Source organism: Pseudomonas sp. SORGH_AS_0199, from assembly GCF_031453735.1.
Lineage (GTDB): Bacteria > Pseudomonadota > Gammaproteobacteria > Pseudomonadales > Pseudomonadaceae > Chryseomonas > Chryseomonas aestiva.
In genome coordinates, this window is sequence record NZ_JAVJAE010000001.1 from 3,482,852 (window position 1) to 3,496,777 (window position 13,926).

General features: G+C 64.9%; 13 protein-coding genes and 1 pseudogene. 10 read left to right on the forward strand and 4 right to left on the reverse strand.

All coding sequences use genetic code 11. The annotated features are described in order from the left end of the window. Positions 1–308: 308 nt before the first annotated feature. Entirely contained in the window at positions 309–1,454 is a 1,146-nt protein-coding gene (locus QE444_RS16360; RefSeq protein ID WP_309739954.1) for a mechanosensitive ion channel family protein, read from the forward strand. A 108-nt stretch (positions 1,455–1,562) separates the two neighbouring features. Here QE444_RS16360 and QE444_RS16365 read toward each other — a convergent pair whose 3' ends face one another. Next, a complete protein-coding gene (locus QE444_RS16365) occupies positions 1,563–2,270 on the reverse strand; it encodes a glutathione S-transferase family protein (protein ID WP_309739957.1) in 708 nt (235 codons plus the stop codon). A 306-nt stretch (positions 2,271–2,576) separates the two neighbouring features. On the opposite strand from QE444_RS16365, the gene QE444_RS16370 reads away from it, so the two are divergent. Together QE444_RS16370 and QE444_RS16375 are read left to right on the forward strand one after the other, a co-directional pair. After that, entirely contained in the window at positions 2,577–3,209 is a 633-nt protein-coding gene (locus QE444_RS16370; RefSeq protein ID WP_280306568.1) for a pyridoxamine 5'-phosphate oxidase family protein, read from the forward strand. 38 nt (positions 3,210–3,247) lie between these two features. Further along, positions 3,248–3,808 carry a DUF1993 domain-containing protein gene (locus QE444_RS16375; protein ID WP_309739960.1) on the forward strand — a complete coding sequence of 187 codons (561 nt, stop codon included), beginning with the start codon at positions 3,248–3,250 and terminating at the stop codon, positions 3,806–3,808. Positions 3,809–3,844: 36 nt separating this feature from the next. On the opposite strand, the gene QE444_RS16380 is transcribed toward QE444_RS16375, so the two are convergent. Then, positions 3,845–4,441 carry an NUDIX domain-containing protein gene (locus tag QE444_RS16380; RefSeq protein ID WP_309739963.1) on the reverse strand — a complete coding sequence of 199 codons (597 nt, stop codon included), beginning with the start codon at positions 4,439–4,441 and terminating at the stop codon, positions 3,845–3,847. A 104-nt stretch (positions 4,442–4,545) separates the two neighbouring features. Here QE444_RS16380 and QE444_RS16385 point away from each other — a divergent pair, with 104 nt between their 5' ends. The 3 genes from QE444_RS16385 to QE444_RS16395 all read left to right on the forward strand — a co-directional run bounded on the left by QE444_RS16385 (position 4,546) and on the right by QE444_RS16395 (position 8,392). Continuing rightward, positions 4,546–5,298, forward strand: coding sequence for a DeoR/GlpR family DNA-binding transcription regulator (locus tag QE444_RS16385; protein ID WP_309739966.1), 753 nt, complete (start codon positions 4,546–4,548; stop codon positions 5,296–5,298). 72 nt (positions 5,299–5,370) lie between these two features. Continuing rightward, positions 5,371–6,381: an alpha/beta hydrolase gene (locus tag QE444_RS16390; protein WP_309739969.1), complete on the forward strand. Its 1,011-nt coding sequence runs from the start codon at positions 5,371–5,373 to the stop codon at positions 6,379–6,381. A 352-nt stretch (positions 6,382–6,733) separates the two neighbouring features. After that, positions 6,734–8,392 (forward strand): methyl-accepting chemotaxis protein, encoded by a 1,659-nt coding sequence (locus tag QE444_RS16395; protein WP_309739973.1) that lies wholly within the window; start codon positions 6,734–6,736, stop codon positions 8,390–8,392. 120 nt (positions 8,393–8,512) lie between these two features. Here QE444_RS16395 and QE444_RS16400 read toward each other — a convergent pair whose 3' ends face one another. Further along, positions 8,513–8,884 carry a hypothetical protein gene (locus QE444_RS16400; protein ID WP_309739976.1) on the reverse strand — a complete coding sequence of 124 codons (372 nt, stop codon included), beginning with the start codon at positions 8,882–8,884 and terminating at the stop codon, positions 8,513–8,515. Between the two features lie 337 nt (positions 8,885–9,221). Next, positions 9,222–9,848, reverse strand: a complete 627-nt coding sequence (rlmE, locus tag QE444_RS16405; RefSeq protein WP_309739979.1) for a 23S rRNA (uridine(2552)-2'-O)-methyltransferase RlmE — start codon at positions 9,846–9,848, stop codon at positions 9,222–9,224. Between the two features lie 245 nt (positions 9,849–10,093). Here rlmE and QE444_RS16410 point away from each other — a divergent pair, with 245 nt between their 5' ends. The 4 genes and pseudogenes from QE444_RS16410 to QE444_RS16425 all read left to right on the forward strand — a co-directional run bounded on the left by QE444_RS16410 (position 10,094) and on the right by QE444_RS16425 (position 13,899). After that, entirely contained in the window at positions 10,094–11,743 is a 1,650-nt protein-coding gene (locus QE444_RS16410; RefSeq protein ID WP_309739982.1) for an NAD(P)/FAD-dependent oxidoreductase, read from the forward strand. After that, complete coding sequence (locus tag QE444_RS16415; RefSeq protein ID WP_273862190.1) at positions 11,743–12,468, forward strand: RNA methyltransferase; 726 nt, start codon at positions 11,743–11,745, stop codon at positions 12,466–12,468. The genes QE444_RS16410 and QE444_RS16415 overlap by 1 nt, the downstream gene beginning before the upstream one ends. A 343-nt stretch (positions 12,469–12,811) precedes the next feature. Continuing rightward, positions 12,812–13,240: a nuclear transport factor 2 family protein gene (locus tag QE444_RS16420; protein WP_187979577.1), complete on the forward strand. Its 429-nt coding sequence runs from the start codon at positions 12,812–12,814 to the stop codon at positions 13,238–13,240. A 168-nt stretch (positions 13,241–13,408) separates the two neighbouring features. Continuing rightward, positions 13,409–13,899, forward strand: a pseudogene (locus tag QE444_RS16425) (DUF4126 domain-containing protein). Positions 13,900–13,926 lie beyond the last annotated feature (27 nt).

Sequence of the window (13,926 nt, forward strand, 5' to 3'; positions counted from 1 at the left end):
GCGAGCCCACTTTTTGTCACCTTGGCACCGGCCGCCGCAACCACCGGGCCAGAGGCGCTCGCGCTTGATAGCCGATTGATCGGCACGCGCCGAACGGTCCCGGACCCGGAAAAAAAGTGCACGGCACCGCCGCAATGGACTCCAACCTGGCTGATGCCTGCCGCGGTTTCCTGGCTGAATGGCCGAGCCGGCGGACGGCGTCCTGTGTTCCAGTTGACCAAGAGCGCGCTGGGATAAAACGAGTCGCGACCGCGCCTGCGCGGCCGAGTCGTGGCGATTTCTGAACCGGCTAGAAGACCCCCTGCTTTATGGATCTCGGATTTTTCAACACCCTGCTATCGACCAGTCTGCTCGGCATCTCGCTGGCCAACTGGCTCGCCATGCTGTGCATCATCCTGCTCAGCTTCACCCTCGCCCGCACCATCATCGGCTTCGTCCTGAGAAATCTGCGGACCCGCGCCGAGAAACCGGGTGCCCATGTCAGCCATATCGCCATCCAGGTGCTCTCCAGCACCAGCAATACCCTGCTATTGCTGGCCGCCATCCTGATCGGCGTGGGGATACTGGATCTCCCCGAGCGCTGGCTGACGCGGGTCAGCAGCCTCTGGTTCGTGGTGGCGGCCTTGCAGGCCGGGCTGTGGGCCAACCGGGCGGTGGCCCTGGCGGTGCACCACTACTTCGTCAAGCACAGCCAGGCCGACGTCTACCAGGGCAGCGCCCTGGCCACCCTGTCACTCTGGGGCGCCAAGGTGTTGCTCTGGGCCGTGGTCGGCCTGGCGATGCTGTCCAATCTCGGCGTGAACATCACCGCCTTCGTCGCCAGCCTCGGCGTGGGCGGCATCGCCATCGCCCTGGCGGTGCAGAACATCCTCGGCGATGTGTTCGCCTCCCTCTCCATCGCGGTGGACAAGCCCTTCGAAGTGGGCGACTTCATCGTCGTCGGCTCGCTGGCGGGCACCGTCGAGCACGTGGGCCTGAAGACCACCCGGATCAGAAGTCTGGGCGGCGAACAGATCGTCATGGCGAACGCCGAGATGATCGGCAGCACCATCCAGAACTACAAGAAGCTGCAGGAGCGTCGCATCGTCTTCAAATTCGGCCTGACCTATGCCAGCCAGCCGCAGCAGATCAGGCAGGTTACTGCCGCCCTGAAAGACATCATTCAACGGCAGGACAAGACGCGCTTCGACCGGGCCCATCTGCTGGCCTTCGGCGACAGCTCGCTGGACTTCGAGGTCGTCTACATCGTCCTGGATGCCAGCTACAACCTGTACATGGACATCCAGCAGGCGATCAATCTGGAGATGATGGAAGCCTTCGCCAAGATCGGCGTGCGCTTCGCCCTCTCCAGCAGAAGCCTGTATGTCGAATCCCTGCCCGGGAACTTCACGGCCGAGCGGGATCGGCAGGAAGAGAATGAGTCGGTTGGCCAGCACCGGCCGGTGATCCAGTAGCATTCCGCCAGGAACCCAGGGGTGCCGGCGCTGCCGTCGGGGCGTTCGTTATGGTGGACGCCTCGACGGCTGGCCCGGGCGAGCCGCCGGCTCAGGCGCGGCGGCGAACTACCGTTCGGCTGCCGCGGGTGTGTGGCGCGCAACGCCAGCGTAGGCGTCGAGCATCCGCTCGCACCAGGCGGTGATGGGATCGTCCTGAGCCAGCAACGCCTGGGGGGCACTGACGATCCGCGCCCACTGAAAGGCGCCGAAGACGATGTGATCGGCATAGGCCGGGGCTTCGCCGGCCAGGTAATCCTGCACCGCCAGGGTGCTGCGCAGGGGTTTCAGGACGTCGCGGAAGGTTTGCAGCGAGGTTTCGCGTTGCCCAGCCAGGGCCTCCAGCGACACGCCGAATGCCGCCTCGCGCGTCCGCTTGAAGTAGTCCTGGTCGGCTTCAGCCAGCACCCCATGGACGTCGGGCAGGATCAACCGTGCCAGCGCCGGATGGACACTGTCCGCGACCCATTGGTTGATGAAGCGCGTCGTTGCCTTGAGCGCGGCATCGCCCAACAGGGCAGGCCGCTCAGGGTACTGGCGATCCAGATACTCGGCGATGGTCCAGCTGTCACTGACGCACTGGTCGCCGTCGACCAGCACCGGCACCTTGCCCTGGCCGGAAAAGGCGATGGCCTCCTTCTCGTGGAAGCGCCAGGCCACGGTCTCCACCGGCAACCCCTTGTGCGCCAGTGCCAGCCGTATGCGCCAGCAATAGGGGCTGAAGCGGCAGCTGTCGTCGGCGCCGGTCAGTTCGTACAGGCGTAAGGGTTGGGTCATCAGGAGGTTCCTCTTAGTCAGCCAATGGGGGGGTTCGTGGGCGACTGTTGGAACAGGTACAGGCGCCGATCAGGTCTTCTGGGACAGCGGCAAACCGCTATAAGTACCCAGCCGCTTGCGCTTTCTTTGGGTCGCTATGGCGAAGACCCCTAGCCAAGCGACGCTCGCGGGAACCTGCCCACCGACCGGGCTCTGCTCCACCGTATCGGCTACAGTTCAGCCAACCCTTCGCCTGTCGCGAACGTTTGGCACCGGAAGAGCCACGCGTGAGAAGGCGCGCAGAGCACCTCAAACCAGGAGTCTTACATGGAGCAGGACAACCAGGAACAGGACTACATCACCTCGCTGGAATCGCTGGAAAGTCTCTACGGCGAGGTCGCGGCACCCTCGATCCTCAAGGAAACAGACCACATTCACCCTGCCTACCAGCCCTTCATCGAGGCGGCGTCCTTCGTGGTATTGGCCTCCTCCGGGCCCCAGGGACTGGATGCCTCGCCGCGCGGCGATGCGCCCGGCTTCGTGCAGGTCGAGGACGCCAGGACGCTCTACCTGCCGGATCGCCGGGGCAACAACCGCCTGGATACGCTGCGCAACATCCTCCAGGATCCCCAGGTAGCGCTGCTGTTCCTGATTCCCGGCATTGGCGAGACGCTACGGATCAATGGCACCGCCCGTATAGCCGTCGACCCGGCGCTGCTGGCGCGCTTCGAGGTCAAGGGCCAGCGCCCGCGGACGGTACTGGAGATCAAAGTCAGCAGTGTCTACTTCCAGTGCAGCCGCGCGGTGATCAGGGCCGGCTTGTGGGATGCCACCAGGCACCTGCCGCGCAGTGCCCTGCCCTCTCCCGGGTCGATCCTCAAGCAGCTATGTCCGACCCAGATAGACGGCGATGCCTACGACCGGGCCCTGCCGCAGCGCATCGCCAACACCCTCTACTAGACCGACCCACCCTGCTTCAGACCCAGCAAGGACCTGCCATGACCTTCACGGATATCCTCGTTCCCACCTACAGGAATCTGCTTGGCGCCCTGTCGGCCTGGCTCGGCAAGGCCGAGGCCCAACGGCCGGATGGCACGGCCGAGACGCTGCTGACCGCCCGCCTGGCGCCCGACATGTCTCCCCTCGCCACCCAGATCCGCTTCGCCTGCGTCCAGGCCCAGGAAGGAATGTTGAGACTGCACGACCAGGCCTTTCCGCCCGAACTGACCGACTTGCTCAACGAAGGCCGCAACGCCGGCGAACAACCGGGCACCCTCGCCCAGGCTCAGACCCGCATCCGCGAAACCCTGGACAGGATAGAGGCGATCGCAGGCACAGGCCGTCCCATCCAGGAAGGCGCACCGGTCGCCCACGAACTGCCCCAGGGCCTGGTATTCGACTTCACGACCGAACAGTACGTCCGCGACTGGACCCTGCCGCAGTTCTACTTCCACGTGATGACCGCCTACGCCATCCTGCGCGCCCAAGGCGTGGAGCTGGGCAAGGCCGACTATGTCGCCCATGTGCTGCCCTGCCTGCGCCCCGGGGCGTCGTCCTAGCCGCCAGGCGGCGAACGCCCGAGGTAGCCTTGGCGATCAGCTGATCGCCAGGCGCGGCATGAGCCTCAGGGCCGCGTACTGCAGCAGCATGATGGTCTTGCCGTCGCGAAGGGTCCCGGCATCGATCATCGCCAGCGCCTCCTCCAGCTCGACCTCGAGCACGGCGATGTCCTCGCCCTCCGCGACATTGCCACCTCCGGCGGACTTGCGATCGCCCGGGGCGTATTCGCCGACGAAGAAATGCAGCCGCTCGGTCACCGAACCGGGGCTCATGAAGGCATCGAACACCTGCCGCACTTCCCGCACCTGAAAGCCCGTCTCCTCCTCGACCTCAGCGCGGATGCGCACCTCGGGTTCGGCGGCGTCGAGCAGGCCGGCGGGTGCCTCGATCAGCAGGTCGTCGTGCCCATTGACGAAAGCCGGATAGCGCAGCTGGCGCGTCAGCACCACGGTGCGCCGCTGGGGATCGTAGAGCAGGATGGTCGCGCCATTGCCGCGATCGTAGGTCTCTCGCGATTGCCGCTGCCAGGTGCCGTCACTGCGCAGGAAGGCGAAGGTGGTTTTCTTCAGCACGAACCAGTCGTCAGATAAAACCTCGACCTCTTCGACACGAATACGCGGGGCGATGCTCATGGGCAGTCCTCTGGGTTGGCGAGCGGTGTTTACCGCCCTGGGGCTTCGCGGTAGAATTCGTGCAGTTTCGTGCAACGTCAAGAATTTTCGTGCAGGAGTCCCGGATGCTCACCCGTGAACGCAAGGCGCTTATCCAGCAGGTACTGCGTCAGGAAGGACGGCTGGTCGCCAAGACCTTCAGCCAGCAGCTGGGGGTCTCGGAAGACACCATTCGCCGCGATCTGCGGGAGCTGGCGGCTGACGGTGTGCTGCAACGCGTGCATGGCGGTGCCTTGCCGGCTTCGGCGGCGGTCGCGGACTACGCCAAGCGCGAAGAGGCTTCCACGGCCAGCAAGGTGGCCCTCGGCCGGGCGGGTGCGCGCTTGATCCAGCCAGGGCAGATCGTCTTTCTCGATGGCGGCACGACCAATGTCCAACTCGTCCGCCAGTTGCCCAAGGACCTCGAGATCACGGTGGTGACCCATAGCCCGAACATCGCGGTGGAGCTGGTCGAGCATCCGCTGATCGAGGTCGAGCTCGTGGGCGGCCGCCTGTTCAAGCATTCTATCGTCACCCTGGGGGTGGCCTGCGCGGAGGCCATCGCCCGGGTGCGCGTGGATAGCTACTTCATGGGCGTGACCGGCCTGCATCCGGAAACGGGCGCCACTACGGGCAATGGCGAAGAAGCCGCGATCAAGCGGATCATCAGCCGCCAGGCGGCGGAGACCTTCGTTCTGGCGACGCGGGAAAAGCTCGGCGCGGCCTCGCCCTACGGCATCATCCCGCTGGCCGACGTCAGTACGCTGATAACGGATGCGGCGCCTGACGATGAGGTGCTCGGCGCGCTGAGCGCTGCAATGTCCGTGATTCATGCCTGATGCCCGCCTACCGGAAGTGGCGACTCGCCCCTCCATCGCCGTCCCCCACTGGACCCAATACCGGAGTCGCTTATGGCCAAGGCCGTGACCACCCTTCCGTCTGAAGGCGTGTTGGTGCCGCAACGCATCGTGCCCTTTCCCACCTCGATCAGCGCGCCGGCGAGGGCTGCGCTGCAACGCCTGGTCACTGCCCAGGGGCTTCCGGTCAATGCGCTTCAGCCGCTACCGCCGTTAGCGGACAGGGCAGCCTGGCAAGCGCTCAAGGACCAGGTGAACGACCACTATGCGTTGGCGGTGAAAGGCATGGCGATCCACCCCCGCGCCAGTGTCGACACCCTGATCCTCGGTGAAACCGAAATCCATGTCGCCACGCCTGAAGGATCGGCACACCCCCAGCGAGCCTGTATCGACCTGCACGGTGGTGCCCTGTTGTTCGGCGGTGGCGAGGCCTGCCGCGTCGGCGCGCAGCAACAGGCCGACCGCTACGACGTTCGGTGCTTCGGCGTGGATTATCGCCTGCCGCCTGACTTTCCCTATCCTGCCGCGCTGGATGACTGCCTTGTGGCCTATCGGCATGTGCTGAGCCAGTACTCCCCCGCCGATATCGTTCTCATCGGACGTTCGGCCGGTGGCAACCTGGCGCTGGCGACACTCTTGCGCGGTCGCGACGAAGGTCTGCCGATGCCCGCCGGGCTGGTGCTGCTGTCACCCGAGGTCGACCTGACCGAGTCCGGCGACAGTTTCCACACCAACCGCCACGTGGATGTGATGCTGCCCCTCCCCCTGATGCCCATCAATCAACTCTATGCAGGCGACGCCGATCTCGCCCACCCCTATCTTTCGCCCTTGTTCGGCCAGCTTGAGGGATTGCCGCCTACCTTCCTGCAAACGGGTACCCGCGACCTGTTCCTGTCCAACGCGGCGCGCTTGCATCGTGGGCTGCGCCGCGCCCGGGTGCCTGTCGAGTTCTACCTCGGCGAAGGCATGCCCCACGGCGGTTTCATGGGCGGAACAGCAGAGGATGACGACCTGGCCCAAGAGATTCGCGGCTTCATCGAGGCCCTGTGGCAACACCAGGCATAAAGCCAGGTGCTGCCATCGCCGTCTGGCGCACGCGCCAAGGCTCACCGGCCAAGTCGGTCATGGACGAGGCGCGAGTGAGCTGTTCGGATGCGAAGATGAATGATCAGGCCAGCTGATCGATGAGTTCTCAGATCGCCGTCGCTACGTTTACCGCCTCCGGAAAAGCTATTGCAACAACGTTTATTGGCCAAACTTCAGGAAAGTTCGGCGAATTAGCTGCCATTTGTAAAAGCGGCAAAGAGCCACCATAAACTTCCAGATATTCGATCCGAAAGCCTGACTATTGACGTCACTATCCCGTCGTCGCCTGCAGCTAGCTGTGACCGCTAGTCCTTTTCCGAGGAGCTTTCAGATGTTCAAGAATTTCCGGATTGGCACCCGCCTCATCGTGTCCTTCATCGCCGTGGCGTCCATCAGCCTGGTGGTGGGATTGGCGGGCCTCAGCAACAGCAGTCAGATCAACGATCTCGCGACTCAGCTTTATCAGAACGAATTGCTCGGGCTTTCCTACATCAAGGAGGCCAATATGAATCTGGTCTTCATCGGCCGCGCGCGCAGCAACTACCTGCTGGCAACCTCCGAAGAGGATCGCACTCGTGCCCAGGCGGAGGTCAAGCTGGGGCTGGCCAATGTGCGGGACAATCTCGCCAAGGCCCGCCCTCTCTTTAGCAGCGAGGCATCGGCCGCCAATTTCCGGCAGATCGACGAGTTGCTCGGCAGCTATACCTCTCAGCTGGACCAGGCCATGGCGATCGCCGGCAAGCGGACGCTGCGTGATGCCGATCCTGAGCTGGACAGTCAGCTGGTCAGTGTTCGCCGTTTTGGCGACCAGGTAGGTGTGCTGATGACCGAACTGTCCAAGCGCAAGGAGCAGAACGCCAGCGACGCCAACGACCTCACCGACCAGATCTATGCCCGCAGCCGGGTCATGCTGATCGGCATCATCGCGGTGGGCGTGGCCTTTGGCATCCTGCTCGGCTTCCTGATGAGTCGCAGCATCACCCGCCCCTTGCGCGCGGCCGTCGCGATCGCCGATCGCCTGGCGGCAGGCGACCTCACCCAGCGCATCGACGCCGAAGGCCGGGACGAGACCGCCGCGCTGCTGCGCGCCATGGACGGCATGAATCAGCGCCTGTCGCAGATCATCAGCGACGTCCGCAGCGCCTCCGATGGCCTGGCCAGCGCCTCGGAGGAGATCTCCGCCACCGCCCAGAGCATCAGCCAGGCGAGCACCGAACAGGCCGCCTCGGTCGAAGAAACCAGCGCCAGCGTCGAGCAGATGTCGGCGTCCATCGCCCAGAACACCGAGAACGCCAAGGTCACCGACGGCATGGCCGGCAAGGCCAACCGCGAGGCGAACGAAGGCGGCCAGGCCGTCAGGGACACCCTGGTGGCCATGAAGACCATCGCGGCCAAGATCAGTATCATCGACGACATCGCCTACCAGACCAACCTCCTGGCCCTCAACGCCGCCATCGAGGCGGCGCGGGCCGGCGAGCATGGCAAGGGCTTCGCCGTGGTGGCTTCCGAGGTGCGCAAGCTGGCGGAGCGCAGCCAGGTCGCCGCCCAGGAGATCAGCAACGTCGCCCAGGGCAGCGTGGCCCTGGCCGAGCGTGCCGGCGCGCTGCTGGACGAGATGGTGCCCTCCATCAGCAAGACCTCCGACCTGGTGCAGGAGATCACCGCCGCCTCGGAAGAGCAGACCTCCGGCGTCGAGCAGATCAACGGTGCCATGCTGCAGCTCAGTCAGGTCACCCAGCAGAACGCCTCGGCGTCCGAGGAACTGGCCGCCACTGCCGAAGAGATGAGCAGCCAGGCCGAGTTGCTCCAGCAGCTGATGGAGTTCTTCACCCTGAACAGCGCCCTGGGCGGGCAGGACCTGACGCGCCCCGCTCCCAAACGCTCGGGACCGGGGCTGGCCAAGCGCGCCGCTGCGCGGGTCGACAGCTCGCGGCATGCCACCCAAGGCGGCATACCCGTGGGCTATGCCCGTTTCGAAGAGCCGGCCTGAGATCGGGCCGGCAATACGTTGCCCTTTGACGAGGGTGTTCACCCCGGGTGGGCACCTTCGCTGCCAAGGCGGCCGGCGGACGCATTCAGGATCCCTGGCCGCGCTATCGGCCTGAAAGTCTCAGCTGCGTACGCCAAGAAAGGCTTTCAGCTGAAGCACGAGAGGCGTGACCTCTTCTTTCGTGGTGAAGCCGATCCGCGGCCAGTCATAGCGAGTGTCGCGTTCGGTGGCGTGGCCACTGTCGACTTTCAACTGCCTGAAGAACTGGCGGGTTTCGACGATCCGTCGGCCCGCGCGCCTGGCGTGGGATTCGACCTCGAAGGCAATCTCGCCCAGATTGCCCTCGGCCAACCCGGCGACCGGTCGATACAGGAAGATCTGGCCGCGCTCGGCCTTTACGCACCTGAAGCCATGCCCGCTTTCCAGCTCGTACAGCGATCCGTAGACCTCCGTCAGCAATCTTCTGGCGGTCTCGAATACATAGCTATCCATCTCTTCCGCCCCCAGTTTTCGGCACAGGCTCACCGCAACCCCTGCTTGAGCGCAGATGAATAGGAAACCCTAGCAGTCGCCCGGGAATTAACTCCCGCCGGAAACATCGCTTCACAGTTGTGTGACCTGGACAAAGAGGAACGGCCGTCGGTCCTGGCCCTGACTATGGGGTTTTCAGCATCTCCTGAGAGGGGAATAGGTTTTCGCCGGACGCGCCGATGCGCTGCGCGCTGATCCAGCATCCGGCACAGACCCTCGGTGAGTAGCGGCAGGTATTAATACGGAGCGGACGATCAGCCCGGCGGGCCAGCGAACAGGCCCGCGCCGGCGGCAAGGGCTAGAGCTGGCCCTTGAAACCCTTGCCCACCAGATAGACCTCGCGCGAGCGGGGACGCGAGGCTTCGGGCTTGCGGATCGACACCTTATCGAAGGAGGTGCGTACGTCTTTCAGGAAGACATCGGAGCCTTCGCCCTGGAACACCTTGACCACGTAGTTGCCGCCGGGCTTGAGCACCTGGCGCACCATGTCCAGGGTCAGCTCCACCAGGTACATGGCGGCGGCCTGGTCGGCGGCCGCGACGCCGCTGATGTTGGGCGCGATGTCGGAGACGATCAGGTCGGGCTGGCGGCCCTCGAGCATGCCGAGAATCTTCTGGAAGACGGCATCGTCGGTGAAGTCGCCCTGGACGAAGTCGACGTTGTCGAGGGCCCCCATCGGCAGGATGTCGGTGGCCACCACGCGGCCCTTCTCGCCGACGATGCCGCCCGCCACCTGCGACCAGCCGCCCGGGGCCGAGCCCAGGTCCATGACCAGCATGCCGGGACGGATCAGCTTGTCCTTCTCGTTGAGCTCGATCAGCTTGTAGCTGGAGCGCGAGCGCAGGCCGTCTTTCTGAGCGCGTTTGACGTAGGGATCGTTGACGTGTTCATCCAGCCAGCGACGGCTGCTTTTGGATCTTTTCATGTTGGAACTACCACGGGAAAGCGGGTGAGAAGCGGCCGTTCGCCAGGTCTGGCCGGCCGCGAAGTGGCGGCGATTATAAGCCGATAACGCGGCTGGACGAATCGGCGATCGCCCGAGCGTCCGTCAGACCGCCCAAAGGAGCGCCCATCGTCCCGGCCTGACAGCGCCGGGGCCGCCGGGTACAATCGCCGCCCTACCCCTCCTCGTCCCTTCCTTTGCCGGAGTCACCGGCCAGGATTATTGCCATGATTCGCCTCAACGAACTGCAGCTGCCGCTTGACCACACCCCCGCCGAATTGCGCCAGGCCATCCTCCAGCGCCTGAAGCTGAGCGACGCCGACCTGCTCGATTTCACCGTGTTCAAGCGCAGCTACGATGCGCGCAAGAAGAACAGCGTCATCCTGTTCATCTACATCATCGACCTGGAGGTGCGCGACGAGGCGGCGGTGCTGGCGCGCCTGGCCAATGACCTGCACGTGCGCCCGGCACCGGACACCGGCTACTATCCGGTTGGCCAGGCCCCGGCGAACCTGGCCGAGCGCCCGCTGGTGGTGGGCTTCGGTCCCTGCGGCCTGTTCGCCGCCCTGCTGCTCGCCCAGATGGGCTTCAAGCCCATCGTGCTGGAGCGCGGTAAGGAGGTGCGCAGCCGCACCAAGGACACCTGGGCGCTGTGGCGCAAGAAGGTGCTGAGCCCCGAATCCAACGTGCAATTCGGCGAAGGCGGAGCGGGCCTGTTTTCCGACGGCAAGCTCTACAGCCAGATCAAGGATCCGAAGTTCTACGCCCGCAAGGTGATGCACGAATTCGTCCGCGCCGGCGCGCCGGAAGAGATCCTCTACGTCAGCAAGCCGCACATCGGCACCTTCCGCCTGACCGGCGTGGTGGCGGCCATGCGCGAGGAAATCATCGCCCTCGGCGGCGAAGTCCGCTTCGAAACCAAGGTGACCGATCTGCTGATCAACGACGGTCAGCTCGAAGGCGTGGTGCTGGCCAATGGCGAGACCCTGCACAGCCGCCACGTGGTGCTCGCCCTGGGCCACAGCTCGCGCGACACCTTCCGCATGCTGCATCGCCAGGGCGTGTACATCGAAGCCAAGCCCTTCGCCGTCGGCTTCCGCATCGAACACCCCCAGGGCATGATCGACCAGGCCCGCCTGGGCAAGTACGCCGGTCACCCGGAACTGGGCGCCGCCGACTACAAGCTGGTGCATCACGCCAAGAACGGCCGCGCCGTCTACAGCTTCTGCATGTGCCCGGGCGGCACCGTGGTGGCGGCCACCTCCGAGCCGGGCCGCGTGGTCACCAATGGCATGAGCCAGTACTCGCGCAACGAACGCAACGCCAATTCCGGCATCGTGGTGGGCATTAATCCCGAGCAGGATTTCCCCGGTGATCCGCTGGCCGGCGTCGAACTCCAGGAGCGCTTGGAATCGCGCGCCTACGAATTGGGCGGCAGCGACTATTCGGCGCCTGGCCAACTGGTCGGCGACTTCATTCGCGGCGTGCCCTCCACCGCCTTCGGTGAAGTCGAGCCCTCCTACAAGCCCGGCGTGCGCCTGGGCGACCTGGCGCCGTCGCTGCCCGACTACGCCATCGAGGCCATCCGCGAAGCCCTGCCCGCCTTCGGCAGGCAGATCCGCGGCTTCGACCGCCATGACGCCATCCTGACCGGGATCGAGACCCGCACCTCCTCGCCGGTGCGCATCACCCGCGACAACGACAGCCTGCAGTGTCTGAATCTGCGCGGCCTGTATCCGGCCGGGGAAGGCGCTGGCTACGCAGGCGGTATCCTGTCCGCCGGCGTGGACGGCATCAAGGTGGCCGAAGCCCTGGCCAAGGCGATGCTCGCGGAAGGCGACGCGCAGGCCGCACCGCTGGTTCGGGCCGCTGGCTGATGAAGCTCGACGACATCAGGAAGCTCCACCAGAAGAAGTACCGTGCCGAGTTCGGTCACTTCCTGGTGGAGGGCGAGCACCTGGCGCTGGAACTGCAAAAGGCTGCGCTGGGGAATCCCCAGCTGCAGCGGGCCGAACTCTATGTGACGGGCGCCTACGAGCACTGGCAGAGTCCGTTCCGGACGCACCCGATCAGCGACCGGCAGATGGCGCAGCTTGCCGATACCAAGACCCCACAGGGTATCCTTGCGGTGGTGCCCATGCCCCGGGAGCCTGTGGCAGCAGCGGTCGAGGGCGAGCGCGCCGTCTATCTGCACGAGATCCAGGACCCGGGCAATCTGGGCACCATCCTGCGCACCCTGGCCTGGTTCGGAGGTTTTCGCTGCCTGCTCAGCCCGGGCAGCGTCGACCCCTACAATCCCAAGGTGGTCCGCGCCAGCATGGGCGCCATCTTCCACACCCCGCTGGAGCTGGACGTCGACCTCGACGGCCTGCAGGAGCGCTTCCCCCGCCTCGCCTGCCTCGACATGCAGGGCATGCCGGTGCAGTCCGCTGCTTTCGCAGCCTTCGACTGCTACCTGTTCGGCAACGAAGCCCGCGGCGTTCCCCGTGAGCACCTCGCGGCCCTGAACGCCCAGCCCTTCACCATCGCCGGCTCGGGCGCCATCGAGTCCCTGAATCTAGCGGCCACGGTGAACATGTGCGCCTATGAGTTGAGTCGGTAGCGATCAGCCACGAGTACCAGGCGCATTGGCGCCTGGACGGCAGAGGACGAGCCACCCGTCCCCTTGCTGAGGTGAACGCGGCGGGATGGCCATCCCGTCGGCAGTACCGGCCTCTCGACTCGGCGCCACCTGGTGCACGCGGCAACAGGCCTCCGCGCAGACCGCTGTCCTGACCACCAGGGAACCGGCCTTCATACAGGCACTTTCCGGATAGCCACCCAGGACTGGTCTTGCGCCCTCCAGCCAGGCACAATCGAATAGTGATACGATGACAGACAAGAATTCATGATCTGTGGCTCTCGCCACCTGGCATTTCCGACAACGACAACAAAAGGATCCGAGCATGAAAAAATTGAAACTGGCGGTAGGCTTCCTCTGCCTGTTCAGTGGCTATGTCGCAGCAGCAACGAGTGATGAAAAGGACGTCGCCTCCGCCGTCGACCAGCTGACCCAGGCCATGTGGCACAAGGATATTGCGCAGCTCAAGGCGCTGACCGCGGACAACCTGACCTATGGACATTCGAGCGGCAACATCCAGGACAAGCAGGCGTTCATCGCCGACATCGAGACGGGCAAAAGCGCGTTCAACGAGCTGAAGATGCTCAACCAGAAGATCACCCTGTCCGGGGACGTCGCGCTGGTGCGCAACCACTTTTCAGCTCAGGCCGTAAACAGTGGCAAGGTAGTGCCGACCGAGATCGAGAACTTTCAGATCTGGCAGAAACAGAAAGGCCACTGGCTGTTGATCGGGCGCCAGGCATTCCGCTTCTGATCGACCCAGGCGTCAGTCGTTGTAGCGCCAACGTTGACTGAACGTCGCCAGGCCTCGGCGGCGTTCCTGCAACGTCACGCACGAGCCGCGAATGTCTGCGGACCCGGTAATCTGAACAGGCCCGCACACACCCGGTCCGTATTGGTATGACTACCGGGAGAATCGACCATGACGACAGCCAGCAATCTCTTGTGGGGCGCTTGGCCATTGGTGTGGTGACAGGCATGCGCAGCATGCTGGCGCCGACCCTGGTCAGCGCGGCGCTGGCGGGGCGTGAGGATATCGCGAGCGCTGACGAACCCGCACCTACCCTCGCGTCGTCTCGAGTACGGCAGTACGGGATACCCCTGGCTGCGGCGGAGCTCCTGGGCGACAAACTGCCCTTCGCGCCGGACCGCACCATTGCGCCCTCAATGCTGGTCCGTGCCCTGTCCGGTGGCATCAGTGCCGCGGCACTCGCCGGTGCGCAGCGGCAACCGCGACTGCTGCCTGCACTGATCGGGGCAACCGCTGCCTGTGTCGCCGCCAAGGTAGCGATCGATCTGCGCAAGGGCTACGCCCGCAACGCCTGGCTCAATGCCGGCCTCGGCCTGGCCGAAGACTGCCTGGCTTTCTCGCTGGCCAGGGCCGGGTTGCGTCGAGCACTGCGGGATAGCTAGGCGAGGACCAAAGCATCGCGCACAAGC